Source organism: Aurantiacibacter odishensis (assembly GCF_003605195.1).
Taxonomy (GTDB): domain Bacteria; phylum Pseudomonadota; class Alphaproteobacteria; order Sphingomonadales; family Sphingomonadaceae; genus Alteraurantiacibacter; species Alteraurantiacibacter odishensis.
In genome coordinates, this window is record NZ_QYOS01000023.1 from 121,933 (window position 1) to 144,187 (window position 22,255).

23 protein-coding genes are annotated in these 22,255 nt (G+C 65.5%); 12 read left to right on the forward strand and 11 right to left on the reverse strand.

Features of this window, described 5'->3' with window-relative positions:
* Positions 1-19: 19 nt before the first annotated feature.
* Complete coding sequence (locus tag D4Q51_RS07690; RefSeq protein ID WP_120077168.1) at positions 20-811, reverse strand: LytTR family DNA-binding domain-containing protein; 792 nt, start codon at positions 809-811, stop codon at positions 20-22.
* A gap of 161 nt (positions 812-972) precedes the next feature.
* Here D4Q51_RS07690 and D4Q51_RS07695 point away from each other — a divergent pair, with 161 nt between their 5' ends.
* Positions 973-1,506 carry a DUF2306 domain-containing protein gene (locus D4Q51_RS07695; RefSeq protein ID WP_120077169.1) on the forward strand — a complete coding sequence of 178 codons (534 nt, stop codon included), beginning with the start codon at positions 973-975 and terminating at the stop codon, positions 1,504-1,506.
* A 2-nt stretch (positions 1,507-1,508) separates the two neighbouring features.
* Here the strand turns inward: D4Q51_RS07695 and D4Q51_RS07700 are convergent, their stop codons facing one another.
* Genes D4Q51_RS07700 through D4Q51_RS07710 form a run of 3 tightly spaced genes read right to left on the reverse strand, consistent with a single transcriptional unit; the run spans position 1,509 to position 3,924 of the window.
* Positions 1,509-2,072 (reverse strand): Smr/MutS family protein, encoded by a 564-nt coding sequence (locus D4Q51_RS07700; protein ID WP_120077170.1) that lies wholly within the window; start codon positions 2,070-2,072, stop codon positions 1,509-1,511.
* A complete protein-coding gene (gene mltA, locus D4Q51_RS07705; RefSeq protein WP_120077171.1) occupies positions 2,069-3,247 on the reverse strand; it encodes a murein transglycosylase A in 1,179 nt (392 codons plus the stop codon). The genes D4Q51_RS07700 and mltA overlap by 4 nt, the downstream gene beginning before the upstream one ends.
* A gap of 14 nt (positions 3,248-3,261) precedes the next feature.
* Complete coding sequence (locus D4Q51_RS07710; RefSeq protein ID WP_120077172.1) at positions 3,262-3,924, reverse strand: Tim44/TimA family putative adaptor protein; 663 nt, start codon at positions 3,922-3,924, stop codon at positions 3,262-3,264.
* Between the two features lie 233 nt (positions 3,925-4,157).
* On the opposite strand from D4Q51_RS07710, the gene secB reads away from it, so the two are divergent.
* The 4 genes from secB to D4Q51_RS07730 all read left to right on the forward strand — a co-directional run bounded on the left by secB (position 4,158) and on the right by D4Q51_RS07730 (position 8,217).
* Entirely contained in the window at positions 4,158-4,700 is a 543-nt protein-coding gene (gene secB / locus D4Q51_RS07715) for a protein-export chaperone SecB (RefSeq protein ID WP_120077173.1), read from the forward strand.
* Positions 4,701-4,729: 29 nt separating this feature from the next.
* Positions 4,730-6,301, forward strand: coding sequence for a murein biosynthesis integral membrane protein MurJ (gene murJ, locus D4Q51_RS07720; protein WP_120077174.1), 1,572 nt, complete (start codon positions 4,730-4,732; stop codon positions 6,299-6,301).
* 5 nt (positions 6,302-6,306) lie between these two features.
* Positions 6,307-7,323, forward strand: coding sequence for a tryptophan--tRNA ligase (gene trpS / locus D4Q51_RS07725; protein ID WP_120077175.1), 1,017 nt, complete (start codon positions 6,307-6,309; stop codon positions 7,321-7,323).
* A 168-nt stretch (positions 7,324-7,491) separates the two neighbouring features.
* Complete coding sequence (locus D4Q51_RS07730; RefSeq protein ID WP_120077470.1) at positions 7,492-8,217, forward strand: DUF4136 domain-containing protein; 726 nt, start codon at positions 7,492-7,494, stop codon at positions 8,215-8,217.
* A gap of 67 nt (positions 8,218-8,284) precedes the next feature.
* On the opposite strand, the gene D4Q51_RS07735 is transcribed toward D4Q51_RS07730, so the two are convergent.
* Positions 8,285-9,298 (reverse strand): winged helix-turn-helix domain-containing protein, encoded by a 1,014-nt coding sequence (locus D4Q51_RS07735; RefSeq protein ID WP_120077176.1) that lies wholly within the window; start codon positions 9,296-9,298, stop codon positions 8,285-8,287.
* Positions 9,299-9,427: 129 nt separating this feature from the next.
* Between D4Q51_RS07735 and D4Q51_RS07740 the strand changes: the two genes are divergently transcribed.
* The gene (locus D4Q51_RS07740) at positions 9,428-9,979 is read left to right on the forward strand and encodes a hypothetical protein (protein WP_120077177.1); all 552 of its coding nucleotides are present in this window, start codon (positions 9,428-9,430) and stop codon (positions 9,977-9,979) included.
* A gap of 63 nt (positions 9,980-10,042) precedes the next feature.
* Positions 10,043-10,918, forward strand: a complete 876-nt coding sequence (locus D4Q51_RS07745; protein ID WP_120077178.1) for a hypothetical protein — start codon at positions 10,043-10,045, stop codon at positions 10,916-10,918.
* A gap of 7 nt (positions 10,919-10,925) precedes the next feature.
* Here the strand turns inward: D4Q51_RS07745 and dut are convergent, their stop codons facing one another.
* The 5 genes from dut to D4Q51_RS07770 form a co-directional block, all read right to left on the reverse strand.
* A complete protein-coding gene (dut, locus tag D4Q51_RS07750) occupies positions 10,926-11,384 on the reverse strand; it encodes a dUTP diphosphatase (RefSeq protein ID WP_120077179.1) in 459 nt (152 codons plus the stop codon).
* Positions 11,377-13,095 carry a bifunctional phosphopantothenoylcysteine decarboxylase/phosphopantothenate synthase gene (locus D4Q51_RS07755; RefSeq protein ID WP_240624621.1) on the reverse strand — a complete coding sequence of 573 codons (1,719 nt, stop codon included), beginning with the start codon at positions 13,093-13,095 and terminating at the stop codon, positions 11,377-11,379. The genes dut and D4Q51_RS07755 overlap by 8 nt, the downstream gene beginning before the upstream one ends.
* Positions 13,096-13,170: 75 nt before the next feature.
* Entirely contained in the window at positions 13,171-14,280 is a 1,110-nt protein-coding gene (locus D4Q51_RS07760) for a hypothetical protein (protein WP_120077181.1), read from the reverse strand.
* 61 nt (positions 14,281-14,341) lie between these two features.
* Positions 14,342-15,910, reverse strand: coding sequence for a 2-polyprenylphenol 6-hydroxylase (gene ubiB, locus D4Q51_RS07765; RefSeq protein ID WP_120077182.1), 1,569 nt, complete (start codon positions 15,908-15,910; stop codon positions 14,342-14,344).
* A 4-nt stretch (positions 15,911-15,914) separates the two neighbouring features.
* The gene (locus tag D4Q51_RS07770; RefSeq protein ID WP_120077183.1) at positions 15,915-16,658 is read right to left on the reverse strand and encodes a class I SAM-dependent methyltransferase; all 744 of its coding nucleotides are present in this window, start codon (positions 16,656-16,658) and stop codon (positions 15,915-15,917) included.
* A gap of 56 nt (positions 16,659-16,714) precedes the next feature.
* Here D4Q51_RS07770 and mutM point away from each other — a divergent pair, with 56 nt between their 5' ends.
* The 5 genes from mutM (at position 16,715) to D4Q51_RS07795 (ending at position 21,515) form a co-directional block, all read left to right on the forward strand.
* Positions 16,715-17,530 (forward strand): bifunctional DNA-formamidopyrimidine glycosylase/DNA-(apurinic or apyrimidinic site) lyase, encoded by an 816-nt coding sequence (gene mutM, locus D4Q51_RS07775; RefSeq protein WP_120077184.1) that lies wholly within the window; start codon positions 16,715-16,717, stop codon positions 17,528-17,530.
* 125 nt (positions 17,531-17,655) lie between these two features.
* On the forward strand, positions 17,656-17,916 hold the full coding sequence (gene rpsT / locus D4Q51_RS07780; RefSeq protein ID WP_120077185.1) for a 30S ribosomal protein S20: 261 nt from the start codon (positions 17,656-17,658) through the stop codon (positions 17,914-17,916).
* A 534-nt stretch (positions 17,917-18,450) separates the two neighbouring features.
* Positions 18,451-19,854, forward strand: coding sequence for a chromosomal replication initiator protein DnaA (gene dnaA / locus D4Q51_RS07785; RefSeq protein ID WP_240624622.1), 1,404 nt, complete (start codon positions 18,451-18,453; stop codon positions 19,852-19,854).
* Positions 19,855-20,118: 264 nt separating this feature from the next.
* Positions 20,119-20,904: a HesA/MoeB/ThiF family protein gene (locus tag D4Q51_RS07790; protein ID WP_120077187.1), complete on the forward strand. Its 786-nt coding sequence runs from the start codon at positions 20,119-20,121 to the stop codon at positions 20,902-20,904.
* Between the two features lie 146 nt (positions 20,905-21,050).
* Positions 21,051-21,515, forward strand: a complete 465-nt coding sequence (locus D4Q51_RS07795; RefSeq protein WP_162925220.1) for a hypothetical protein — start codon at positions 21,051-21,053, stop codon at positions 21,513-21,515.
* Between the two features lie 37 nt (positions 21,516-21,552).
* Here D4Q51_RS07795 and D4Q51_RS07800 read toward each other — a convergent pair whose 3' ends face one another.
* Positions 21,553-22,254, reverse strand: coding sequence for an NAD-dependent deacylase (locus D4Q51_RS07800; RefSeq protein WP_120077471.1), 702 nt, complete (start codon positions 22,252-22,254; stop codon positions 21,553-21,555).
* Position 22,255 lies beyond the last annotated feature (1 nt).

A 22,255-nucleotide genomic window follows, 5' to 3' on the forward strand; every position in this document is an offset into this window, starting at 1 on the left:
TCAGAGAGCGCGGCGGGAACTAGATCCAGCCGCGCTCTTTCAGCAGCGATACGTTCGCCCGGCTCACCGGCGCCTCCAGTCCGTTGTCGAGCACCAGCCGGACGTTGCGCCCGTCGCGCTTCACGTCGGCCACCGCGCCGCGCGCCACCCACCAGCTGCGGTGGACCTGCTCGCCGACGATTCCGTCAAGTTCCGCCACGGCATCGCGCATCCGCATCAGCACCAGTTCACTGCCCAGCGCGGTGTGGGCGCGGACGTAATGGTCCTCCATCTCCAGCGCGATCAGGTCCGTGCCGATTGCGGCGGGCAGGCGATCGAGAAAGCGGGGCGCGGGAGCCTGCTCCGGCGGCGCTGCTGTCTGCGGCTCCACCTGCTCTGGCGGGTGCGTTGCGGGCTTTCGGTCCAGCACGTGGAACAGTGCGGTGATGCCTGCGCCGATCACCAGCACGTTGACGTAATGGGCGAAGAACTCGTCCAGCCGGGGCCAGCGGAAATCGCCGCCGAGGAAGCCCAGCGCCCAGATCGCCAAGCTCATCGGCACCGTGGCAGTCAGCACCGCGGCCACCCACAGCGCCCATTCGGGCAGGTCCAGGCCCTTGCCCCACGGTACCACCAGCGCGCTGATGGGCGAGTAGAAGGCATAGCCCGCCAGCGCGAGGCCGACCCAGTAGACCAGCCGCATCTCGATGGGGTCTGCGTAACTGCCGAACGGCCCGAGCAGCGCCAGCACCACGCCGATCACCAGCATGATCGACAGGTCTACGATCAGGCTGCGCAAGCGGCGGGCCTTATGCTGTACGGTGGCGGTCATCGGAGGGGGAGACTAGCGCCCGTTCGCGCTTCGTAAAGTGGCAAAGCGCCGGGAAAGCGCGCGTTTCGCGAACGCGTATGGCCGCTGGCGAACAGGAGATTGCGGGCAAACGGGCCTGCGGCAGGAAGGAGGCAACACGAACCCGAAATCGGAGTTTTCCCATGTCCGCACTTGCCTTTGCCAACCCGTTTCACCGCCCCGCAGGCGCTCTCGACCTCGGCCCGCTGACGCGCGGCCTCGTGATGGTAGCTGGCACCGCGATGACGGCGCTGTGCCTGCTGGCCGTGGCCCGCGCCGTGCTCGGCTTCGCGCCGGACCTGCCGCACCTGCAGAACCTTGCGGTTGCATTCCACGTCTCCACGGTCATCCCCTGCGTGCCGCTGGGCCTTTACCTGCTGCTGGCGCCCAAGGGCACGGCAATGCACAAGCAGCTGGGCAAGCTATGGGTGGCGCTGATGGTGATTACCGCCACCAGCACGCTGTTCATCCACGGTCTCGGCACGTTCAGCTGGATCCACATCTTCGTGCCCGTCACCTACCGCGCGGCATGGCTGATCGTGGCCAAGGCGCGCCGGGGCGATATCAGGGGCCACCGCTCCGAAATCGTCAGCCTGTTCCTGGGCGCGCTGATGATCCCCGCCGTCTGGGCCTTCGCGGTGGAAGGGCGGCTGATGCACACGATGCTGTTCGGGTGAGCCTAACGCCGCCGCCGCAGCACGAGGTAGAGCGCACCCTCGCCCCCGTGGCGGCGGTGCGCGTTCCTTATGGCCGCGATGTCCGAGGCGTGGGCTCCGGCGGCCAGCCAGTCGAGGATCTTCGCGCGGATCGCCCCGCGCTTCTCGCCCCGGTCGGCGGCGGCGACCTGCCGCGGCTTGCCCGTCACCACCAGCACCAGCCGCGCGCCCATGGCCTTGGCCTGCGTCAGCCCGCTGTCGAGGCGATGGTAGGCCTGGTCGAGATTGTGGCCGTGCAGGTCGAGCGTGAAATCGGGATGCATGTCCGCGCGGCCGAGGCGGCGCTCCCAGTGCGAATCCAAACCGGGTGAGGAGATAGGCGCAGGCGTCGGTTTCGGCGCCGCGAGCGGCACGGAAGGCTTTCGTTGCACCAGCTTCTTGGGCTTCGCGACCGGCGGCGGCGGTTCGGGCTGGGCGCTGGCAGGCTCCTTGCGCGGAAGGTTTCGGTGCAGCGGTTTCACCGTTGCCGCCACCTTGTTCCACAACTCGGATTCTTCCGGCGACAGGCCGCGCGGCGCCCTGCTCATAGGCCCAGCCTGCGCGCAGAAGCCGTGGGCAGCAGCACAACGGCCTGCCCGCGCCCGCTCATGCCGCCTGCCACCTCGCGGGCACGTTCACCCGCGCCCCAGAAGGTGTCGAAGCGATTGGCCCCCTTGATCGCGCCGCCGGTATCCTGTGCCACCCACAGGCCGTCGGCTTCGTTACGGTCGAAATCGAGGAACACGGGCGCGCCGTAGGGCACGAAGTTCGGGTCCACCGCCACGGAATTCTCCGCCGTCACCGGCACGCCGATGGAGCCCAATGGCCCGGCACCGTCCAGCACGCGGAAGAAAACCCAGCTCTCGTTCTCGTGCATCAGCGCCGCGCCCGCCTCCGGGTTCTCGCGGATATATTGCATGATGCCCTGCATGGAGCCTGCGTATTGCCCCGGCCCGTCACCCAGCAGGCCGCGCTCGCGCATCAGGCCCCCGATGCCTGTGTACGCCTGCCCGTTCTGCCCGGCATAGCCGATACGCAGCACGTCGCCCTCGGGGCTGATAAGCTGGCCGCTGCCCTGAATTTGGAGGAAGAAGAATTCCACCGGATCCGCCGCCCAGCCGATTTCGAGCCCGCGCCCCGCAAGCGCGCCGTCCTCTATCTCTGCGCGGGTGTAATATTCCACGCAGCGTCCGTCCGGCAGGCGGCGGGAGAGCGGCGCGCGCCCCTCGCGTTCGCTTTCGGGCATATCCTCGCGCCAGCACCGCTCCAGGTCGTCTGGCACGCCATAGACCGGCACGTCGAAACCCGCGCGGCGCGTGCGAACGCCCGCAATCTGCGGTTCGAAATAGCCGGTGGCGAAGCCCCGCCCGTTACCGACGACGACGGGGGTGAAGTTCTCGACAAAGAAACGGCGCGCATCGTTGCGGGGCCATGTCGCGGCGGCGTCGCACGGGGCGGACCAGTCCTGCACCTGCGTCAGGCCGGAGAGGTCCTCGCGCTGCTGCGGCACGTGGCAACTGGCGACGAAGGCATCGAGCGCGTGGCTGGCATCGACGTCGCGAATGGGCAGGCTGGCCAGCGATGGCCCGGCAGACACGCCGAGGATCGCCGCGTTGGGGGCCACCGGCACCGGCTGCTCCCCCGCGTCTTCGGGAATGATGCGCGAACAACCTGCCAGCAGGGCAAGCACCGCGATGCAGGAAAGAAGGCGCGCCTGTTTCACGCGCCGGGCCGCTATCAGCCCTGGTCGGTCTCGTCGAGGAGCCACTGCGGATCGTCGCTGCGAATGTCGCGGCTGAAGGTCCAGATGTCGCGGCTTTCAACGGCATCGTCCAGCGATCCGGCCACCAGGTTGCCGTCCTTGTCGTAGCTGACGCTGGCAATGTCGGACACGAAGCGCACGGCGATGCGGGCGATCTTGCCGTCCAGCTGGGCGGAATAGACGGTCACGTCTTCCACCCGGATCAGGCGGTTGTCCATCTTGATCCCGGCCTCGTCACGCTCGTCGATCACCGCGGCGAAGCTTTCGTACACATCGTCGTCGCACAGTTCACGCAGCTCTTCCTTGTCGCCGCGCCAGAAGGCCTCCAGCACGATTTCATACGCCGAGCGGGCGCCTTCGAGGAAGCTGAGCAGCGCGAAGCTGCGGTCTGCAGTGGAGATCTCGCGCAGGCCGCGTTCGATCGCGGGCGGGAAACCGGCCAGGGCGCGCTCCGTCTGCGGGTTCTCTACATTGCCCTGCTGGGCCACGGGCCGCGGCTGCGACTGTTCGTCCCCCCGGTCAAACCGGTTGGTGGGGATAATCTCTTCTTCATGCTCTGCCCGCCGGCCAAGCACCGAATAGAGGCGCATGCCGAGAAAGGCGGCAATCATGGCGAGGATGACGATTTCTACAATCACGCAATTTTCCCATTCTGCCTGCGGAGTCTGCAAGCATCGCAAGCTGTATAACGCATTGTGGCCGAGATAGGCACCAATATCAAATGAACAACCGCGCCTTAAGGTACCCTGACGAGGGCACGGCACACCTCGTCCATCCCATTGCGGGCGGCGGCAAGGGGTGATAGGCGCGCGCGCAGTTTTCTCCCCGCGCGGATTCCACTGCGCGCACTATCAGTGAAAGACGAAAGATCATGGCCGACGAAGGCGACGTCCTCAAGAACCTCGATCCCGCAGCTGCCCCGAACGGTGACGACAATGCACCCGTGGCCGGCATCATCTCGCAGTACGTGAAGGATCTCTCGGTCGAGAACCCCAACGCGCCCGCCGCCTATCGCTGGCAGGATGCGCCGAAGATGGACGTGCAGTTCAACATCGGTGCCCAGGCCGCGAGCGAGGACGTGACTGAGGTGGAACTGAAGATCACCGTCACCGCCAAGGCGGAGGCAGGCACCGCCTACATCGTGGACCTCGCCTATTGCGGCCTCGTGGGCCTGCGCAACATGAACGAGGCGCAGAGCCACGCCTTCATCTATGCAGAAGCCCCGCGCATCCTGTTCCCCTTCGCCCGCCGCGTGGTGTCGGATGCCATCCGCGATGCAGGCTTTGCCCCGCTGATGCTCGATCCCATCGACTTCAACGGCCTCTACATCCAGCGCATGCAGCAGAAGCGCGCCGAGGAAGGTCAGGGCGGCGCGGCTCCGGCAGCGAGCGCCCCTGCGGGCGGCGAAGGCTGAGCCACTTTCAGAAGGCGGGCGGTTAGAACATGAGCCTGCTCAAGAACGTAGGGACGATCGGCTCGCTCACCATGGTGAGCCGGGTGGCGGGCATGGCGCGCGAGATGATCTTCTCGCGCGTGCTCGGTGCGAATGGCGTGACCGACGCCTGGTTCCAGGCGTTCATCATCCCCAACGTCTTCCGCCGCCTGTTCGCGGAAGGCGCGTTCTCGGCCGCTTTCGTGCCGATGTTCTCAAAGCGCCTGCACGGCGAGGGCGGCATCGACGAGGCGCGCAGCTTCTCGAACGACGTGCTCAGCGTGTTCCTGCCGGTGCTGATCGGCCTGTGCGCGGTGATGATGCTGGCAATGCCACTGGTCATCAGGGTGCTGGGCGGCGGGGAAAGCGACGCGGCGACTTTCGCGATGGAAGTCGACTTCGGGCGGATCATGTTCCCCTACATCGTGCTGGTCAGCCTGGTGACGCTGTTCACCGGCATGCTCAATTCGGTAAGCCGCTTCGCGCCGGGCGCCAGCTTCCCGATCATCCTCAACCTCGTCCTGATCGCCAGCCTGCTGGGCGGCGAATACGCGATGAACACGATGGGCGCGACGCTGGTGGAGGTCGCCTATGCGCAGGCCTGGGCCGTAACGGCGGGCGGCGTGATCCAGCTCGCCTGGCTGTTCTACTGGACCCGCGTCGAGGGCTTTCGACCGAAGCTGCTGTGGCCGCGCATCACGCCGGAGGTGAAGCGCCTGTCCATCATCGCCCTGCCCGCAGCGATCGGCGGCGGGGCCTACCAGATCAACACGCTGGTGCAGCTTTACTTCCTGAACCAGCTGGAAAGCGGCTCGGTCAGCTACATGAACTATGCCGACAGGCTGAACCAGCTGCCGCTGGGCATCATCGGCATTGCCCTGTCCACCGCCATTCTGCCGACGCTCTCCAAGTTCGTCGGCGCGAAGAACCGTGAGGGAACGGACCGCATCCAGTCCGACGCGATCGAACTCGCCATGCTGCTGACGATCCCCGCCGCCGTGGCGCTGGCGATCTGCGCCGTGCCGTTCGTGACCATGATCTTCCAGGGCGGACGCTTCGACGCAGCCGACGCTGCCATGACCGGCAACGTGCTCGCCGCGCTGGTGCTGGGCCTGCCCGCCTATGTGCTGGTGAAAGTGCTGGTGCCCAATTTCTACGCCCGCTCTGACACGCGAACGCCGGTCTACGCCGCATTCATCTCGCTGTTCGTGTTCGTGGCGCTCAACGTTGCCTTCCTGACCGAATACGGCGTCGTCGGCGTGGCCTTTGCCAGCGTGATCGGCGCGTGGATCAACGTCGGCTTCCTCTACGCGGTACTTGTGAAGCGCGACTATTACGTCATTCCGCTGGCGCTGGTGGGCCGCATCGCGCGCCAGCTTGTCGCCGCCGCCGCCATGGGCGCTGCCTTGTGGTTCGCCCGTGACCTGCTAACCGGCTGGTTTGACGCCGGCCTGCTGGCACGACTGGGCGCACTGCTTGCGCTCGTGCTGTGCTCGGCCATCGTCTATTTCGGCGTCGCCTTCGCGGTCGGCGCCATCGATCGCCAGCGTATCGCTGCACTTACGAAGAAAAGAGAGCCCTGAGTATCATGATCGTCGTTTCGGGAATCCAGCCCACCGGGAACCTGCACCTTGGCAACTACCTCGGCGCAATCCGCAACTGGGTGAAGATGCAGGACGAGATGGACGGCGACTCAAGGTGCATGTTCTTCCTCGCTGATCTGCACGCGATCAGCATGCCGCACGACCCGGCGGAGCTGAAATCGAACACGCTGGAAATGGCCGCGGCGCTGGTGGCCTGCGGGATCGATCCGGCGCGCAGCGTGCTGTTCAACCAGGCCCAGGTGCCCGCCCATGCCGAGCTGCAATGGCTGCTGATGGGCACGGCCCGCATGGGCTGGCTGAACCGGATGACGCAGTGGAAGGACAAGGCCGGCAAGAACCGCGAGGGCCAGTCCGTCGCGCTGTTCGGCTACCCCGTCCTGCAAGCTGCCGACGTTCTGCTGTATCAGGCCACTCACGTGCCCGTGGGCGAGGACCAGAAGCAGCACCTCGAACTGGCCCGCGACATCGCGCAGAAGTTCAACAACGATTTCGCTTCTGAAGAGAACCCGGTCTTCACTCTGCCCGAGCCGTTCATTCCGCCAAAGGCCGCGCGCATCATGAGCCTGCGCGATGGCTCCAAGAAGATGTCCAAGTCGGACGTTTCGGAAATGAGCCGGATCGAGCTGGCGGACGATGCCGACACCATGGCGCAGAAGGTAAAGAAGGCGAAGACCGATCCCGAACCGCTGCCGAGCGAGATCGAGGGACTGGCCGAGCGGCCCGAAGCGCTGAACCTCGTCACCATCTACGCGGCGCTGGCGGAAACCACGCCGGAAGCCGTTCTGGCCGATCACGGCGGACAGGGCTTCGGCCAGTTCAAGCCCGCGCTGGCGGAAAAGATGGTCGAGGTCCTCGGCCCGATTCGCGATCGCTTCGTGGAGCTGAAGGAAGACCGTGAGGAACTGGATGCCATCCTTGCCCGCGGTGCAGCCAAGGCCCGCGAATTCAGCGCGCCGACCCTGGATGCAGCCTACGAGGCACTGGGGCTGGTGCGCGGCTAAAACCCGCCATTTTTGGGCAATCTCACTGAATTTGCAGGGTTTTCCGCTGACGGCGGTTAAACCGCGGTTCACTCTGTCCTTGCTATTGCACCAATCATCGCAGAAATTCCTGCCCGCTGGAGCTGAGGAGCCTCGCGCGCAGCCAAGATGATTGAGAGAGTCGCCATGATGAAATCCCTGTTCAACCTCAAAGGCGCCCGAAAGACGGCCAGGTGGGCGGCAGTGCCCGCCCTCGCGCTGGGCCTCGCCGCCTGCGCCACGCCGTTCCGCGCCGACGTGTCGCGCTTCGAAAGCCAGTTGCCTGCGCCGCAGGGCCAGAGCTTCTACGTGCTGGCCGACGATCCTGCCCTGGCAGGCGGCCTCGAATTCGCGCTCTACGCCGATCACGTCGAAGCCGAGATGGCAGAGCTTGGCTACGTCCAGGCCGCATCGCCCGAAGAGGCCACCTTGCTGGTGCGCTTCGATTACGGTGTCGACCAGGGTCGCGAGCGCATTCGTTCCAGCGGCTTCGGCTACGGCTACCGCGATCCGTTCTACAGCCCGTGGCGCAGCTATGTCCGCCCCGTGGCGTTCCGCGACCGCGACGGCAATGTCCGTGTCGCCTACGTGCGTGACCGCGCATGGGGCTTCGGCTGGCACGATCCGTTCTTTGGCGGGCCGGATATCGACAGCTACACCGTTTATACCAGCGGCATCGACCTGAAGATCGACGACGCTTCGACAGGCGAGCGCCTGTTCGAAGGCAAGGCCGAAGCAGCCTCGCGCTCCGACCGGCTGCAGTATCTGGTGCCGAACCTGATCGAGGCGATGTTCACGGACTTCCCCGGCAACTCGGGCGAAACCGTGCGCATCTCCATCGCTCCGGAAGACCAGCCGGTGCGCGCCGAACGCTAAGCGCAGCGACAGCATCAAACGGGGGAAGGCGGGGCCGCAAGGTTCCCGCCTTTTTCTTTGCCGGTTGCTAGGCCCGCCGAACCGCCAGCGCGACGAGAGCAACGAAAATCGCCGCTTCCAGCGCCGAACTGGCGAGCAGGGTCGCGGGACCGAAGCGGTCCTCTCCCAGCCAGCGCCCCATCGTACCCACCTGCAAGCGGCTGTCGGCCACCGTCGCATCAAGCAAGGCGAGGCTGCCTGCCATCAGGCGTCCCCCGGCAAGCGCGACAAACGCGCCTCCGCCAGCGCCGAGCATCGCCGCGAGCGCGCTTCCGCACCAGCCCCGCAGACGGACAGCGACAGCGCAGCCACCACCAGCCAATGCTCCGACTGCCGCGCCTTCCAGAAGTCCCGTAACGGGGCCGATCCCCACGCCCGCGAGCACGTTGAACAGGTCCAGCCCCACCAACCGCCCGACCGCGCCGATCACCAGCCCGCCGAATGCGCCGCCCGCTACCAGCATCACAGGCCGCATCCCGCCCAGCGCCGTGGCGAGGCCCATCCCGATGCCCACGCCTGCTCCGCCCAGCACGCCCACGGCGACGCACAGCGCCAGCACGGTCAGCACCAAACCGCTTGCGTCGGTCGATCCGGCAGATAGCAGCATGGCATAGAGCAGCCCGCCGCCCAGCCCGGCCAGCGCGCCGCCGATGGTGGCAGCAGCGGCAATCCGCCCGCCGTGTCCGAGACTAACGACACCGGCAGGCGCCTTTTCCGATTGGTCGCCCAATGTCCCCACGAAGCGGTAGCCGTGCTTTGGGACGGTGGCGATGTAGCGCGGCGAGGCGGCATCGTCGTCCAGTGCGCGGCGCAGGGTGCGGATGCACTGGGTCAGCGCCTCGTCCGTCACCGGAATGCCGCGCCAGACCTCGTCCATGAAGCGCTGCTTCGTCACCAGGTCACCACGCGCTTCCACCAGCATGGCCAGCGCGTCGAAATAGCGGCTGCCGATCTCCACCTCTTGCTCGCCGCGCAACAGGCGGCGATTCGTACGGTCGAGCGCGAAGCGGTCGAAGTGCAGGATAGCGGGATCGCTCGGCATCGTGGCCGCATTCCTAAGCCAGTGGCCGTGCCAGCGGAAGCTTTTCAGCCATTGCTCACGAATTGCTCATGCCGCTCACCCTGGGGAAGACGCATGGTTGTGGCTCATTCAAACGCAGGAGAATCGAGCATGACCGATACCATCGCCTTTCACCGCCGCCTTGCCGGGTGGCGCATCGCCGGGTGGAGCGCCGCCGCCGCGCTGCTGGCGCTGCCCGCCATTGCCATGCAGTTCACCGATGAAGTGGACTGGACCGCCGGTGACTTCGTCTTCGCGGGCCTGCTGCTGCTCGCCGCCGGGCTTGCGGCGGAGTTCGCGCTGAGAATGGCGCGCAGCTGGCTGGACCTGATCGGCCTCGGCCTGGCGATTGCGACCGCGTTCCTCACGGTGTGGAGCAACCTCGCCGTCGGCATCATCGGCGCCGAGCACGAGCCGATCAATCTCGGCTTCTTAGCCGTGCTGGCGTGCGGTCTGGTGGCCGCCGCCGCATTCGGTTTCCGGCGGGGCGCCATGTCCGCCATTGCCGGTGTCATGGCCGTAAGCCAGTTGGGGCTCGGACTCGCCGCCACGCAGGCCATGCCGGGTCACGCCGTCGAATGGGGCGTGCTGGTTTTGCTCGCCCTGTTGTGGCTCGGCGTCTCGCTGGCTTTGCGCCACGGCTCGCGCCAGCGTTCCTTGTGAATTTCCCGCTTTCTTTCCGCACCTTGCGTGCGTAACATCACCGGGCAAATTATGGGGGTCGGGATGGGGAAGTTCTGGATTCTTGCCGGGGTCTGCGCTGCGCTGGCCACCATCTCACCTCCCGCACAAGCGCAATCGCGCGTTCTCGCACCGATCGACGACTGGAACTGGGGCAAGACTGGCGAGTATTGCGGCCTAGTGCGCAACTTTGGCGACGCCGGAAGCGCGGTGCGGATGGTGATCTATTCCTACGGGCCGCAGGGCAATTACCGGATCGTGCTGAGCGGTGCCGGTCTACCGCGCAACAACGATGCCGTGCAGCAGGGCCGCGCTGTCTTCGGCAATGCCGGGGACCTAGAGGACCTGCACGTCATTGTCGGCAAACGGGGCGACGATGGCGAGATTGCACTGCAGGCGAACAGGCGCAGCGGGCTGAGCCTAGCCCTCACATGGTCCGCCTCCGACCGTGAAACGGAAGTTACCATCCCGCTCGATCCGCTCGCCACAAGCTTCACGATCGCGGTTCCCCGGATGGAGCCGCTCACTCTGGAAATAGGTCCGATGCAATCGGCCCTCGCCGATCTGGCGACATGCGAGAGCCAGTTGCTCGATGGCTGGGGCCTCGACATTGTCGATGAGGCTGAAGTTGCGACGCCCGCTTCCGTAACCAATCCGCTGCCCCTCATTCGCCAGCTTCGCCTGCCGCCCTCAATCGTCATCAATCGCCGCAGCCAGATTATCAATTTGCGCCTCGTTATCGACGATGATGGAGAGCTGACGGATTGCGCGCTGCAAGCTCCGAATTTCGGCGAAGACGTTGCCGAGGACATGTGCCGTACCCTTGCCCGGGAGGGCGAATTCACGCCCGCGCGCGGCCGCACGGGCGAGGCCGTGCCCAGCCTGCTGCGCGTGTCCTACATGATGATCATTTACGACTGACCCGCGCCTAGAGCGCGCCGTGTCCGCCCGTGGAGCCGAAGCCGCCTTCGCCGCGCGCGGTGGCATCGAGGTCATCCACCTCTTCCCATGCCGCCAGCGTGACCGGGGCCAGCACCAGCTGCGCGATCCGGTCGCCGCGACGGATAGAAAAATTGTCGCCTGACAGATTGGCGAGGATGATCTTCAGCTCGCCGCGATAGTCGCTGTCTATGGTGCCGGGCGAATTGGGCACGGTGATGCCGTGCTTCAGTGCAAGGCCGGAGCGGGGCCGAACTTGGATTTCGTAGCCTTCGGGAATGGCGACCGAAAAGCCAGTCGCCACGGCCTGCCGCGCACCGGGGCGCAGGACCACGTCCTCTGCCGAAACCACGTCCATGCCCGCGGCACCGGCGGTGGCATATGCAGGCAGGTCCAGCCCCTGCCCGTGAGGCAGGCGCTTCAGTTTCACAGGGATGTGCTCAGGCATCGACGTTCAGTTTCTCGGCCACTTCCTGGATGAGCCTCGTTGCCACATCCTGCTTGGTCATCGGGTCCCAATGCTCGACCTTGCCTTCCTTGACGAGATGCACGGTGTTGTTGTCCCCACCCATGACATCGCCGGAAACGTCGTTCGCCACGATCCAGTCGACACCCTTGCTCTTGCGCTTCTTGCGGGCGTTGTCGACCACGTCGTTGGTTTCCGCCGCGAAGCCGATCAGCAGCTCGGGCCGCTTGGGATTGGCGGCAACGCTAGCGAGGATATCGGGATTCTCGGCCAGCACCAGCGCGGGCGGCGCGGCGCCGCGCTTCTTGATCTTGATGTCGTTGTATTCCTTCGTGCGCCAGTCGGCGACGGCAGCGGCCATGATGGCGGCATCCACCGGCAACGCCTCGCGCACGGCGCGCGCCATTTCCTCGGCGCTTTCCACATCGATCCGCTCCACGCCCAGCGGCGTGCGCAGGTGGACGGGGCCTGTCACCAGCGTCACCCGCGCACCGGCAGCAGCCGCCGCAGCGGCAATGGCAAAGCCCTGCTTGCCGCTGGAACGGTTGGCGAGATAGCGCACCGGGTCGATTGGCTCGTGCGTCGGCCCGGCGGTGACGAGCACGTGCTTGCCGTAGAGCGGGCGGTGCTCGATATCTTCCTCGAACCCCGGCTGTCCTGCCAGCGGATCGAAAGTGTCGATGGGGTCGAGTTCGGGCGACTGCACGTGCCCCGGCTCCAGCGGATTGACCGGCGCTGCGGCTTCCTCGCCCTCGAACGGCTGCGGCGCTTCCTGCCGCGCGTTCACCTCGTGGTTGATCGCCTCGCGGTCGGTCGGCGGAGCGGCCTTGGCCTTGCCCTTGGTCGCCATCAGGTGTTCGACGCCGGTATAGTCGGGCTCGTCCGGCAAGTCGGATCCTGCCCAGGCGACTTCGCCTTCCAGTTCCTCGTAACCCTCTTCCTCGCCATCGTAGGTGACTTCGTCGTCCTCGATCCGGCGCGGGGTGGAGCGCGGGATGATGCTGGCGAGCATTCCGGCAAGGCCGCCGGGCTTGTCGCTGCCGAAGTCGCTGTCGTCCTCGTAGTCTTCCTCTTCCGCACCCGCTTCCACGGCGCGCAGGTAATCCTCGATATCCTGCCCTACGATACCGGGATCGAGGCCCAGCATGTCGGCGATTTCCAGCCAGACCATTTCCGGCTCGGGCAGTCGGCCGGGGCCGAATTCCCCGCAGGCCATCGCGCCCTCGTCCGGCGTCATCACTTGGACACCGCTCTGCCGCAGCATCTCGATGTTGCGCTGGGTGGCGGGATGCTCCCACATCTTCACGTTCATCGCGGGCACGGTGAGCACCGGCTTGTCGGTGGCGAGGATCAGCGTGGTCGCCAGATCGTCGGCGATACCGGCGTTCATCTTGGCCATCAGGTCCGCCGTGGCGGGGCAGACCACCACGAGGTCCGCCTCGCGCGAAAGCTGGATGTGGCCGATCTCGGCCTCGTTCTTCAGATCCCACAAGGAGGTGTGGACCTGGTTGCCCGACAGCGCGGCCAGCGCCATGGGCGTGACGAATTGCGCCCCCCCGTTCGTCAGGACGCAGTTCGTCTCGCCCCCGCCCTTCGCAATCAGGCGGACGAGTTCGCACGACTTGTAGGCAGCGATACCGCCGCCCACCACAAGCAGGATTCTAGGACTGGTCGACTGTCCCTCCTGTTCCAAAACATCAATCCGCTGCTCAAGCATCGGTTCTCAAGGCCCGCTAATAGTCCAAGCACGCCCTTTCGCAAATCTTGGTTAAGGTTGCCTTTCCTTTGCGCGACAAGCTTTTCCCAAAAGTTCGCCAAGCGCGCGCGGCGCGAAGGCGAGGCCCGCGACATAGGCGGGCAGGGTGAGTTGCACCCAGTAAAAATTCTCCGGGCGCGCGAACAGCGCCATCGCGCCGAAGAAACCGGCAAACCACAGCACGGCGAAGAGGCCCATGCGCCCGCCCAGTCCAAGCCAGCCGACAAATGGCAGGATTGCGAGCGGCGCGGCCAGCGCGGTGGGCAGCACCAGCAGCGGCGTGAGGCGGGAGAGCGCCATCAGCGGCAGGGCCAGCCCCGCCATCACGTCCCACCCCTGCGATGCCGGATCGCCCAAAGCGCGGCGCATTTCGACGTAGTGATAGTGCAGGCCCATCATGACGGCGAACAGCAGCAGCAGGCCGACCAGCGCGGCCACTTCGCGCCAGCGCCGCTCGAACACGGCAAAGGCCAGCCACAGCAGCACGAAGGCCACCGCCAGCTCGCGCACGGCAACGGCCAGGGCCGCTGCCAGCAGACTGGGCCACCACCGCTGCGGCGAATACATGGCGAAAGCCAGCGTCAGCAGCAGCCCTGCCAGCAATTCGTGGATCAGCCCCGCCTGCGGCACGGCCAGCGCCGCGCCGCCGACGGCGAGCAGCACCAGCGCGCCGATGCGCTCCGCCATCGGCATGGTGCCCGGCAGCTTCTGGTGCAGCATCAGCACGGAGCCGAGCAGCAGCACCGCGCCCAGCATCCTTACGCCGTCCACGCCGATGGAGCGGTGCAGCCACGCCAGCGTCGGCAGGCGCACGGTGACGAAGGGGCGCGTGGGATAGTTTCCGGCCCGCTGTTCTTCCATCGCGACGGCATAATAGGGTTCGCCCGCCGTCACGCGCTGCGAAATGCGGGCGTAAAGTGCGAGGTCGCCCTTAGAGGGGTCAGTCTCCTCGCTGACGCTTGCCTCGACTCTCGCGCTCTCGACCTCGTCCACCGGCGCTACCGCTATCGCGCTCCACGCCATCAGCGCGGTCAGTAGGGAGAGCAGGGCGATCGCACCCCAGCGCGGCAGGCGCGCCAGCGGGCGGCCGAGGCTTCCCCACCAAGTGAGCGGATTGGTCATGCCAAGTGTCTGGACCGGGAATCGCCGGCGCTCAACTGCACCGCCGGGATTTCCCCAAGGCTTAGCCGATCAGGCCCGCCGCGATCATGCCCCAGGTCGCCGCGCCGCCGATAGCGGCAGCCGCGAGATAGCCCAGCCAGCCGCGCTGCCCGGCCTCGGCCCGGCGGCGGCGGCGTTCCCACAACAGTTCGACCTCGGGCAGCGGCGGCGGTTCGGGCGCGCCGCCCTTGGCCGGGTAGCGATCCTCTATCCGGCGCACGAGATCGGGCAGGCGCAGCAGCGTCTCGAAATCGTTACGAATACGATCGGCGATGGCGGCTTCGGGGCCAAGCTCGTCGCGTATCCAGCTGCGCACATAGGGGGCGGAAACGTCCCACATGTTGATCTGCGGGTGAAGCTGGGTGGCAATGCCTTCCACCATCACCATGGTCTTTTGCAGCAGCAGCAGGTGCGGCTGCGTCTGCATGTCGAAATCGCGGGTGATGGCGAACAGCCCGTCGAGCATCTGACCCACCGACAGTTCGCTCACCGGCTTGCCGCGCATGGGTTCGCCAACGGCGCGCAGGGCGGTCGCGAATTCGTCCACCGAGTGATAGCTGGGCACATATTGCGCCTCGAAATGTATCTCGGCCACACGCTTGTAGTTGCCGGTGATGAGGCCGTAGAGGATTTCCGCCAGCCACTGCCGGGCGCGCCGGTCGATACGGCCCATGATGCCGAAATCGATGGCGACGATGGTGCCGTCGGCTTTCACGAACAGGTTGCCCTGGTGCATGTCGGCGTGGAAGAACCCGCCGCTGATCGCCTGCGTCAGGAACGCGAGCACCAGCCGCCGGGCGAGGTCGGGCAGGTCATGCCCGGCTTCGGCCAGTGCGGCCATGTTGCTGATCTTGACGCCGTCGACCCATTCGATCGTCAGCACCCGGCCATTGGTGCGATCCCAGTCGATGGCGGGGATTTCGTAGCCGTGCACGCCGCGCATTTCGTCGGCGAGTTCGGAGGCGGAGGCGGCCTCGCGCCGGAAATCCAGCTCCGAATTGCTCCAGCGCTTGAAGTTGGCGATGGTGAGGCGCGGGCGCAGGCGCTTGGCCTCTCCGCCCATGGCCTCAAGGTGCGCCGCCGCCCATTCGTAGGTGGCAATGTCCTGTTCGAACTTCTCGCGGATGCCGGGGCGCAGCACCTTGATGGCGACGGTGCGCCCGTCGGTGGTGACGCCCTTGTGCACCTGCGCGATGGAGGCAGCGCCTACGGGCTCCGGATCGACTTCGACAAAGATGTCTTCAAGCGGCCGCTCGAAACTGTCCTCGATCTGCTTGCGGATCGCGGCGAAGGGCACGGGCGGCAGGCTGTCCTGCAGGCTGAGGAGGTTCTTCGCCGCCTCGTCGCCCACAAGGTCGGGCCGGGTGGCCAGCGTCTGACCCAGCTTGATCGCCGCAGGGCCGATCTCGCGAAAGGCGCCGGCATAGTCGGGTTCGGCGGGCTGGATCGTCCCGAACCGGGCAATCCGGCACAGCCGCACGACGGGCGCAGGCGTGTTGGGATCGCGCTCGATACCGCGCAGCGCGCCGTGCCGTGCAAGGATGCGGCCCCATTTGAGGAGCCGCCAGATATGCGTCGAGGGGCGCGTCACTTCGTCAGGCTTTCCAGCCCGAATGGATGTTCACCGCGCCACCGAGAATCTTCTCTACCCGCGTGCGCACGAAGCCTGCCTTGCGGATCATCGCCTCGAACTCGGGCGGCTTCGGAAAGCGGCGGATGGATTCGGCAAGGTAGCGATAACTCTCTTCGTCGTTGGCGATGGCCTTGCCGATCTTGGGCATCAGCTTGTGTGAATATAGATCGTAGACTTCCTTGAAGCCCGGCCATTCGGTGGTGCTGAATTCCATGCAGTAGAACCGCCCGCCGTATTTCAGCACGCGGTGCGCCTCTGCCAGCGCCTTGTCGATGTGGGTCACGTTCCGGATGCCGAAGACGATGGTGTAGGCATCGAACTGCTTGTCCGGGTAGGTGAGTGTCTCGGCGTTCTGGCACGACCACGAGAGGCCATCGATGCCGCGCTCCATCGCGCGCTCTATGCCGACGTCCAACATGTCCTGGTTAATGTCGGCCACCACCACTTCGGCGCCCCTGTTCGCCATGCGGAAGGCGATGTCGCCCGTGCCGCCTGCCATGTCGAGGATCGCCTCGCCCGGCTGCGGCTTCACGCGGCGCACGAACTGGTCCTTCCACAGCCGGTGCATCCCGCCCGACATGGCATCGTTCATGATGTCGTACTTGCGCGCGACATTTGAGAAGACCGCGCCCACGCGCTGGGTCTTCTCTTCCGGGGCGACATCTTCGTAACCGAAGGAGACGGTGTCGGGTTTTGGCTCGCTCATGCCGGTGCACTTAGGGGCAATTGCCCGCGGCGCAAAGGGTGTTAAAGGGCTGGGCCATGCCGGAACTTCCCGAGGTAGAGACAACCGTACGCGGCCTGGCGCGCTTTCTCGATGGCGCGCGGATAGAGCGCGTGACGCTGGGGCGGCCAGACATGCGCTTCCCCTTCCCCGCCGGGCTCGGCCAATCGCTGACGGGTGCGCGTGTCCTCTCGCTCGGCAGGCGGGCCAAATACGGCCTAATAGATACCGACCGCGAACAGACGATGATCTTCCATCTGGGCATGAGCGGCCGCTGGCGAATTGATCCCGAGGAGCCGGACCGGCACGATCACCTCGTGCTGGAGACTGCCGACCACCGTTTCGCGCTCAACGACCCGCGCCGCTTCGGCTATGTCGACCTGGTGGAGACGGCGGCGCTGGATCGCTGGCCCGCATTCGCCGCGATGGGCCCGGAGCCACTGGGCGACGATCTGACGGTCGATCACCTGCGCGCCGCTATCAGGGGGCGCAAGCAGGCGATCAAGCTGCTGCTGCTCGATCAGCACGTGGTGGCGGGCCTTGGCAACATATACGTATGCGAGGCGTTGCACCGCGCAGGCATTCATCCGCGCAAGGCAGGCGGCCGCGTCTATCGCCCCGCGCTCGAAAAACTGGTGCCCGCGATCAAGCAGGTGCTGGCACAATCGATTCGCGACGGCGGCTCGACCCTGCGAGATTACGCTGCGCCATCGGGCGAACTCGGTTACTTCGCCACGCGCTTCCTCGTTTACGGGCGCGAGAGCGAGCCTTGCCTTTCCTGCGGCGAGGCCCATATCAGGCGCATAACACAAGGCGGTCGAAGCACCTGGTTCTGTCCTGCTTGCCAGAAGTAGGAGAATCCTTGACCTTTCGGCTCGGACACACTAGTTGCGCCGCTTTCCGGTGGGTCTACCACCGACTCAGCTTTACGTAGAACAGGATCAGACGGGCGGCGCCGCTGCTCGAAACAAGGACAGACATGGCCAACACGCTGCAAGCCAAGAAGCGCATCCGTCGCAACAACAAGCGCGCCGAAATCAACGGTGCCCGCAAGAGCCGCATCCGTGGCTTCATCAAGAAGGTCGAGACGGCCGTCACCGAAGGCGACAAGAAGGCCGCCGAGGATGCGCTGAAGGTTGCGCAGCCGGAAATCGCCAAGGGCGTTTCCAAGGGCGTGCTGCACAAGAACACTGCGGCTCGCAAGATGAGCCGTCTGAGCAAGCGCGTTTCGGCTCTCTGATTCGCTTTCGGGGCGACTCGATTCGCCCCGATCGAAAGGCTTTCAGCAGAACGAAATCGGAACAGATTTCGATAGGGGCTGGCGGTAAATCCGCCGGCCCTTTTCGCATGTGCAAAAGAAGCCGCGAGGTCTTGCGGCTAAGTGTAGGGAATCTCGCGATTCGCGAGACTGTCACAAAACTATCGTTATTTTTCAAATATATGAACGGAAGTCTGCGGCCTTGCGCGCTGTCAATGACCATTTTTTGAAATTATTTGGGCGGGCAGTCTTGAGGTTCCCAAGCAGTCCTTCATAACAGTCTTCCGGCCGCGACGCATGCCGTCGCAGCCATCAACAAACGAGTTATCAACGGGGGCACCGGTGGGCGCAGCATGCGTTCACGGGACGGGGGTCGTTTTGCCTTCTGTTGGTAGCATTCACGCGACGTCGGGCAGGCCGGCATTCGTTCTTTTTTGGGGTTGGTAAAAGATGATCCGGATGGGACCGCACAGCGGGCGCGGCAACGCAGCGAAAAATGAGGATGCAGAAAAGAATATGGAAGAGCAGGAAGCGATCGATCTCGCGGCGGACTGGGCTGACATCAGCCAGGGGCTGCGAAAGGATCTCGGGCACCAGCTCTTCACCCAGTGGATCAAGCCGATCCAGCTGGGCAAGCTGAACCACGAAACCGGCACGCTGGACCTGTTCCTGCCCACGCAGTTCTCCGCCGACTGGGTCGAGGACCGCTATCACGATCGTCTCTCGCTCGCATGGAAGATCGCCAGCAGCGACGTGCGCCACATTGCCATCAAGGTGCATCCCGGTCGCCGCAAGATCGCCGACCTTGACCTGCGCGGCCATGATGGTTTCGGCCATCGCGCCGCCAACGATGCCAGCCTGGCGATGGAATCGATCGGCGACGATGGCTTCACGGCCAGCGTGGGCCTTGATCCGTCGCAGACCTTCGTTTCCTTCGTCACCGGCAGCACCAACGTGCTGGCGAAGAACGCAGCGGAGCGCATGGCCAAGGCGGAAAAGCCGCAGTTCAGCCCGCTCTACCTGAAAGCCGCCACCGGCCAGGGCAAGACGCACCTGCTACACGCCATCGGTCACGCCTACCTGCAGACGCACCCTCGGGCGCGCATCTTCTACTGCAGCGCCGAGCGGTTCATGGTGGAATTCGTCCAGGCGCTGAAAGCCAACGAGATGATGGAGTTCAAGTCTCGCCTGCGCGGGTTCGACCTGCTGCTGGTGGACGATATCCAGTTCATCATCGGCAAGGCATCTGCGCAGGAAGAGCTGCTCTACACGATCGACGCACTGCTGGCCGAGGGCAAGCGGCTGGTCTTCGCCGCCGACCGCGCGCCGCAGGCGCTCGACGGCGTGGAACCGCGCCTCCTCTCGCGCCTGTCGATGGGCCTTGTTGCCGATATCCAGCCTGCCGACATCGAACTGCGCCGCGCGATTCTCGAGTCGAAGCTGACCAAGTTCGCCCCGCTCGAAGTGCCCGGCGACGTGATCGATTTCCTCGCCCGCACCGTGTCGCGCAACGTGCGTGAACTGGTGGGCGGCCTCAACAAGCTGATCGCCTATGCCCAGCTGACCGGGCAGGAAGTTTCGCTGCAACTGGCTGAGGAACAGCTTACCGATATCCTCTCGGCCAACCGCCGCCGTATCACCATCGACGAGATCCAGCGCACGGTCTGCCAGTTTTACCGTATCGACCGCGCCGAAATGTCCTCCAAGCGCCGCGCCCGCGCCGTCGTGCGTCCGCGCCAGGTGGCCATGTATCTCGCCAAGGTGCTGACCCCGCGCAGCTATCCCGAAATCGGCCGCAAGTTCGGGGGGCGCGATCATTCCACGGTGATCCACGCGGTGCGCCTGATCGAGGACCTGCGCCAGCGTGATGCCGACATGGACGGCGACGTACGCAGCCTGTTGCGGCAACTGGAGAGTTAGTTTGTCTCATGAACCCGCATCCGCGGGTTCGTCCTCGCTCGACGCGCAGCATAGCTGCGCCCGCTGCGGGCGGGCGTTCGCCCTTGCGGTCGGCTGATCGCCGACCGGTTCACGCGCAATTGTGAAATTTGGCCGAAGTCTCGGTCGCCATCAGCGACCGACAGCGCGCGAATTGCGCGCCGCCCGGTAGGGCGAAAGCCAAGTGAGCGGACGCGAACGCCGGCGCTTGAGGCCGAAGCAAAAAGAGTCCAACAGGGCTGTCCAATGAGCGACACCCCCCACCCCCTCTCCGAAGAACGGCTCGACCGCTTCGCGCGCCACATCGTGCTGCCCGAGATCGGCGGCGCGGGTCAGGCGGCGCTCTCTCGCGCCCATGTCGTGCTGGTGGGCCTGGGCGGGATCGGTGCACCGGCACTGCAATACCTTGCGGGCGCCGGGATCGGGCAACTGACCCTGATCGACGACGACAAGGTCTCGGCCAGCAACCTCCAGCGTCAGACGATCTACACCACCCGCGATATCGGCCACGGCAAGGCTGTTTCCGCGCGGCGATGGCTCGCCAATTTCGACGAGAAGCTGACCGTCAGCATCCACGACCGGCGCATCACCCCGGACAATGTCGGCGCGCTGGTCGAAGGCGCGGACCTCGTGCTGGACGGCACCGACAACTTCGCCACCCGCCTCGCCGTATCCGACGCCTGCGTTGCAGCAGGCGTGCCCCTGCTCTCCGCCGCCGTGGGCCGGTTCCAGGGCCAGGTCGGCGCCTTTGCCGGGCACCGGGCGGATCAGCCGTGCTACCGCTGCTTCGTGGGCGATGCCTTCGATGCCGAGGATTGCGACACCTGCGCCGAGGACGGCGTGCTGGGCGCGATGGTCGGCTGGGTCGGCACTTTCGCCGCGATGCAGGCGATCCGCCTGCTGGTGAGCGGCAGCGGTGGAATGGGCGATCCGCAATATGGCAAGCTGCACCTGATGGACGGCCTCAAACCCGGAATGCGAACGCTCGCCATCGCCAAGGATCCGGCGTGCAACGCGTGCTCGGCGGTCTGATCCGCCAGACCTTATTTGACTCCGCGCCGCGATAGGCGAACATAACCATACCGAGGGGCGATCAATACAAGTGGGTCGTATGGGTCGCTCGCCCTGATGGTCACGCGCGTCATGGTGGCGCGCGTGCGGACATACAGGGGAATACCATGAAAAAACTGATGCTTGGCGGAATTGTCGCTGCACTTGCGCTTACGACCGTTTCGGCGCCCGCTTCTGCGCAACTTCGCGAATACGAGGACTACGAATATTCCGACTCGGTGGTGGAATTGACCACGGTGCGAGTCGATCCGGGCCAGATGGACACCTATCTCGAAGGTTTGCGGCAGACCTGGGTGGCCAGCAACGAGGTGGCGAAGCAAATGGGCCACGTCATCGATTACGGCATCTATGCCAACATGGCACCGGGCAGCGGCGACTTCCATTTGCTGCTGGTGATCGAGTTTCCCGGCGAAAACCTGCAACCCTCGCGCGAACGCTATGACGCGTTCATGGAAGCCTGGGGCGAAGCGAACATGGAGAATTCCAACCAGACGGTGCTCAACGTCTACAACGAGATCCGCGAGCTCCAAGGCGTCTACCTGACGCGCGAAATCATGATTAACATGGACTGATCCCAGCGCCGCCGGGCCGTCTGGCGGCTCGGCGGCATCAGCTTCGCAAAATCTCGTCCACCCACGCGGGCACCAGCTCGCTCGCCGTGCCCAGCCGGGTTTCATCGAAATTTCGGCTGCCGAGGCTTTCTTCCAGGTTCAGCTCCAGCGTGCGCGCGCCGTTCGCGCTGGCCTGCTGCACGAACCCGGCGGCAGGATAGACCGCGCCACTCGTGCCGATGGAGACGAACAGGTCCGCCGATGCCAGCGCATCGAAAATCTCGTCCATCCGGTAGGGCATCTCTCCGAACCACACGATATCGGGCCGCATGGCCACTTCGCCGCAGGCTGGACAGGCAGGGCCATCCCCCAGCGCCCCTTCCCAGCGATGGCGCGCGTCGCAGGCTTGGCACCATGCGGAGAGACCCTCGCCGTGCATGTGCAGCACGCGCCGCGCTCCGCCGCGCTCGTGCAGGTCGTCGATGTTCTGGGTGACGATCAGCAGCTCGCCCGCAAACTCGCGGTCCAACCGGCCCAGTGCCTCGTGCGCGGGGTTGGGAAAGGCCGCGCGGATCTGCGCGCGCCGCTCGTCGTAGAATCGCTGCACCAGCGCCGGGTCGCGGGCAAAACCCTCGGGCGTTGCTACTTCCTCCACCGGGTGATCTTCCCACAGGCCGTCCTCGGCGCGGAAGGTCCTGAGGCCGCTTTCGGCCGATATTCCGGCGCCTGTCAGGATCACGATGTTGCGGATGGCTGTCATG

Excerpts from the sequence above, each read along its gene's own strand:
- D4Q51_RS07690 (WP_120077168.1), bottom strand. The coding sequence starts at position 811 with ATGACCGCCACCGTACAGCATAAGGCCCGCCGCTTGCGCAGCCTGATC.
- D4Q51_RS07695 (WP_120077169.1), top strand. The coding sequence starts at position 973 with ATGTCCGCACTTGCCTTTGCCAACCCGTTTCACCGCCCCGCAGGCGCT.
- D4Q51_RS07700 (WP_120077170.1), bottom strand. The coding sequence starts at position 2,072 with ATGAGCAGGGCGCCGCGCGGCCTGTCGCCGGAAGAATCCGAGTTGTGG.
- secB (WP_120077173.1), top strand. The coding sequence starts at position 4,158 with ATGGCCGACGAAGGCGACGTCCTCAAGAACCTCGATCCCGCAGCTGCC.
- murJ (WP_120077174.1), top strand. The coding sequence starts at position 4,730 with ATGAGCCTGCTCAAGAACGTAGGGACGATCGGCTCGCTCACCATGGTG.
- trpS (WP_120077175.1), top strand. The coding sequence starts at position 6,307 with ATGATCGTCGTTTCGGGAATCCAGCCCACCGGGAACCTGCACCTTGGC.
- D4Q51_RS07730 (WP_120077470.1), top strand. The coding sequence starts at position 7,492 with ATGAAATCCCTGTTCAACCTCAAAGGCGCCCGAAAGACGGCCAGGTGG.
- D4Q51_RS07735 (WP_120077176.1), bottom strand. The coding sequence starts at position 9,298 with ATGCCGAGCGATCCCGCTATCCTGCACTTCGACCGCTTCGCGCTCGAC.
- D4Q51_RS07740 (WP_120077177.1), top strand. The coding sequence starts at position 9,428 with ATGACCGATACCATCGCCTTTCACCGCCGCCTTGCCGGGTGGCGCATC.
- D4Q51_RS07745 (WP_120077178.1), top strand. The coding sequence starts at position 10,043 with ATGGGGAAGTTCTGGATTCTTGCCGGGGTCTGCGCTGCGCTGGCCACC.
- dut (WP_120077179.1), bottom strand. The coding sequence starts at position 11,384 with ATGCCTGAGCACATCCCTGTGAAACTGAAGCGCCTGCCTCACGGGCAG.
- D4Q51_RS07760 (WP_120077181.1), bottom strand. The coding sequence starts at position 14,280 with ATGACCAATCCGCTCACTTGGTGGGGAAGCCTCGGCCGCCCGCTGGCG.
- D4Q51_RS07770 (WP_120077183.1), bottom strand. The coding sequence starts at position 16,658 with ATGAGCGAGCCAAAACCCGACACCGTCTCCTTCGGTTACGAAGATGTC.
- mutM (WP_120077184.1), top strand. The coding sequence starts at position 16,715 with ATGCCGGAACTTCCCGAGGTAGAGACAACCGTACGCGGCCTGGCGCGC.
- rpsT (WP_120077185.1), top strand. The coding sequence starts at position 17,656 with ATGGCCAACACGCTGCAAGCCAAGAAGCGCATCCGTCGCAACAACAAG.
- dnaA (WP_240624622.1), top strand. The coding sequence starts at position 18,451 with ATGGAAGAGCAGGAAGCGATCGATCTCGCGGCGGACTGGGCTGACATC.
- D4Q51_RS07790 (WP_120077187.1), top strand. The coding sequence starts at position 20,119 with ATGAGCGACACCCCCCACCCCCTCTCCGAAGAACGGCTCGACCGCTTC.
- D4Q51_RS07795 (WP_162925220.1), top strand. The coding sequence starts at position 21,051 with ATGAAAAAACTGATGCTTGGCGGAATTGTCGCTGCACTTGCGCTTACG.
- D4Q51_RS07800 (WP_120077471.1), bottom strand. The coding sequence starts at position 22,254 with ATGACAGCCATCCGCAACATCGTGATCCTGACAGGCGCCGGAATATCG.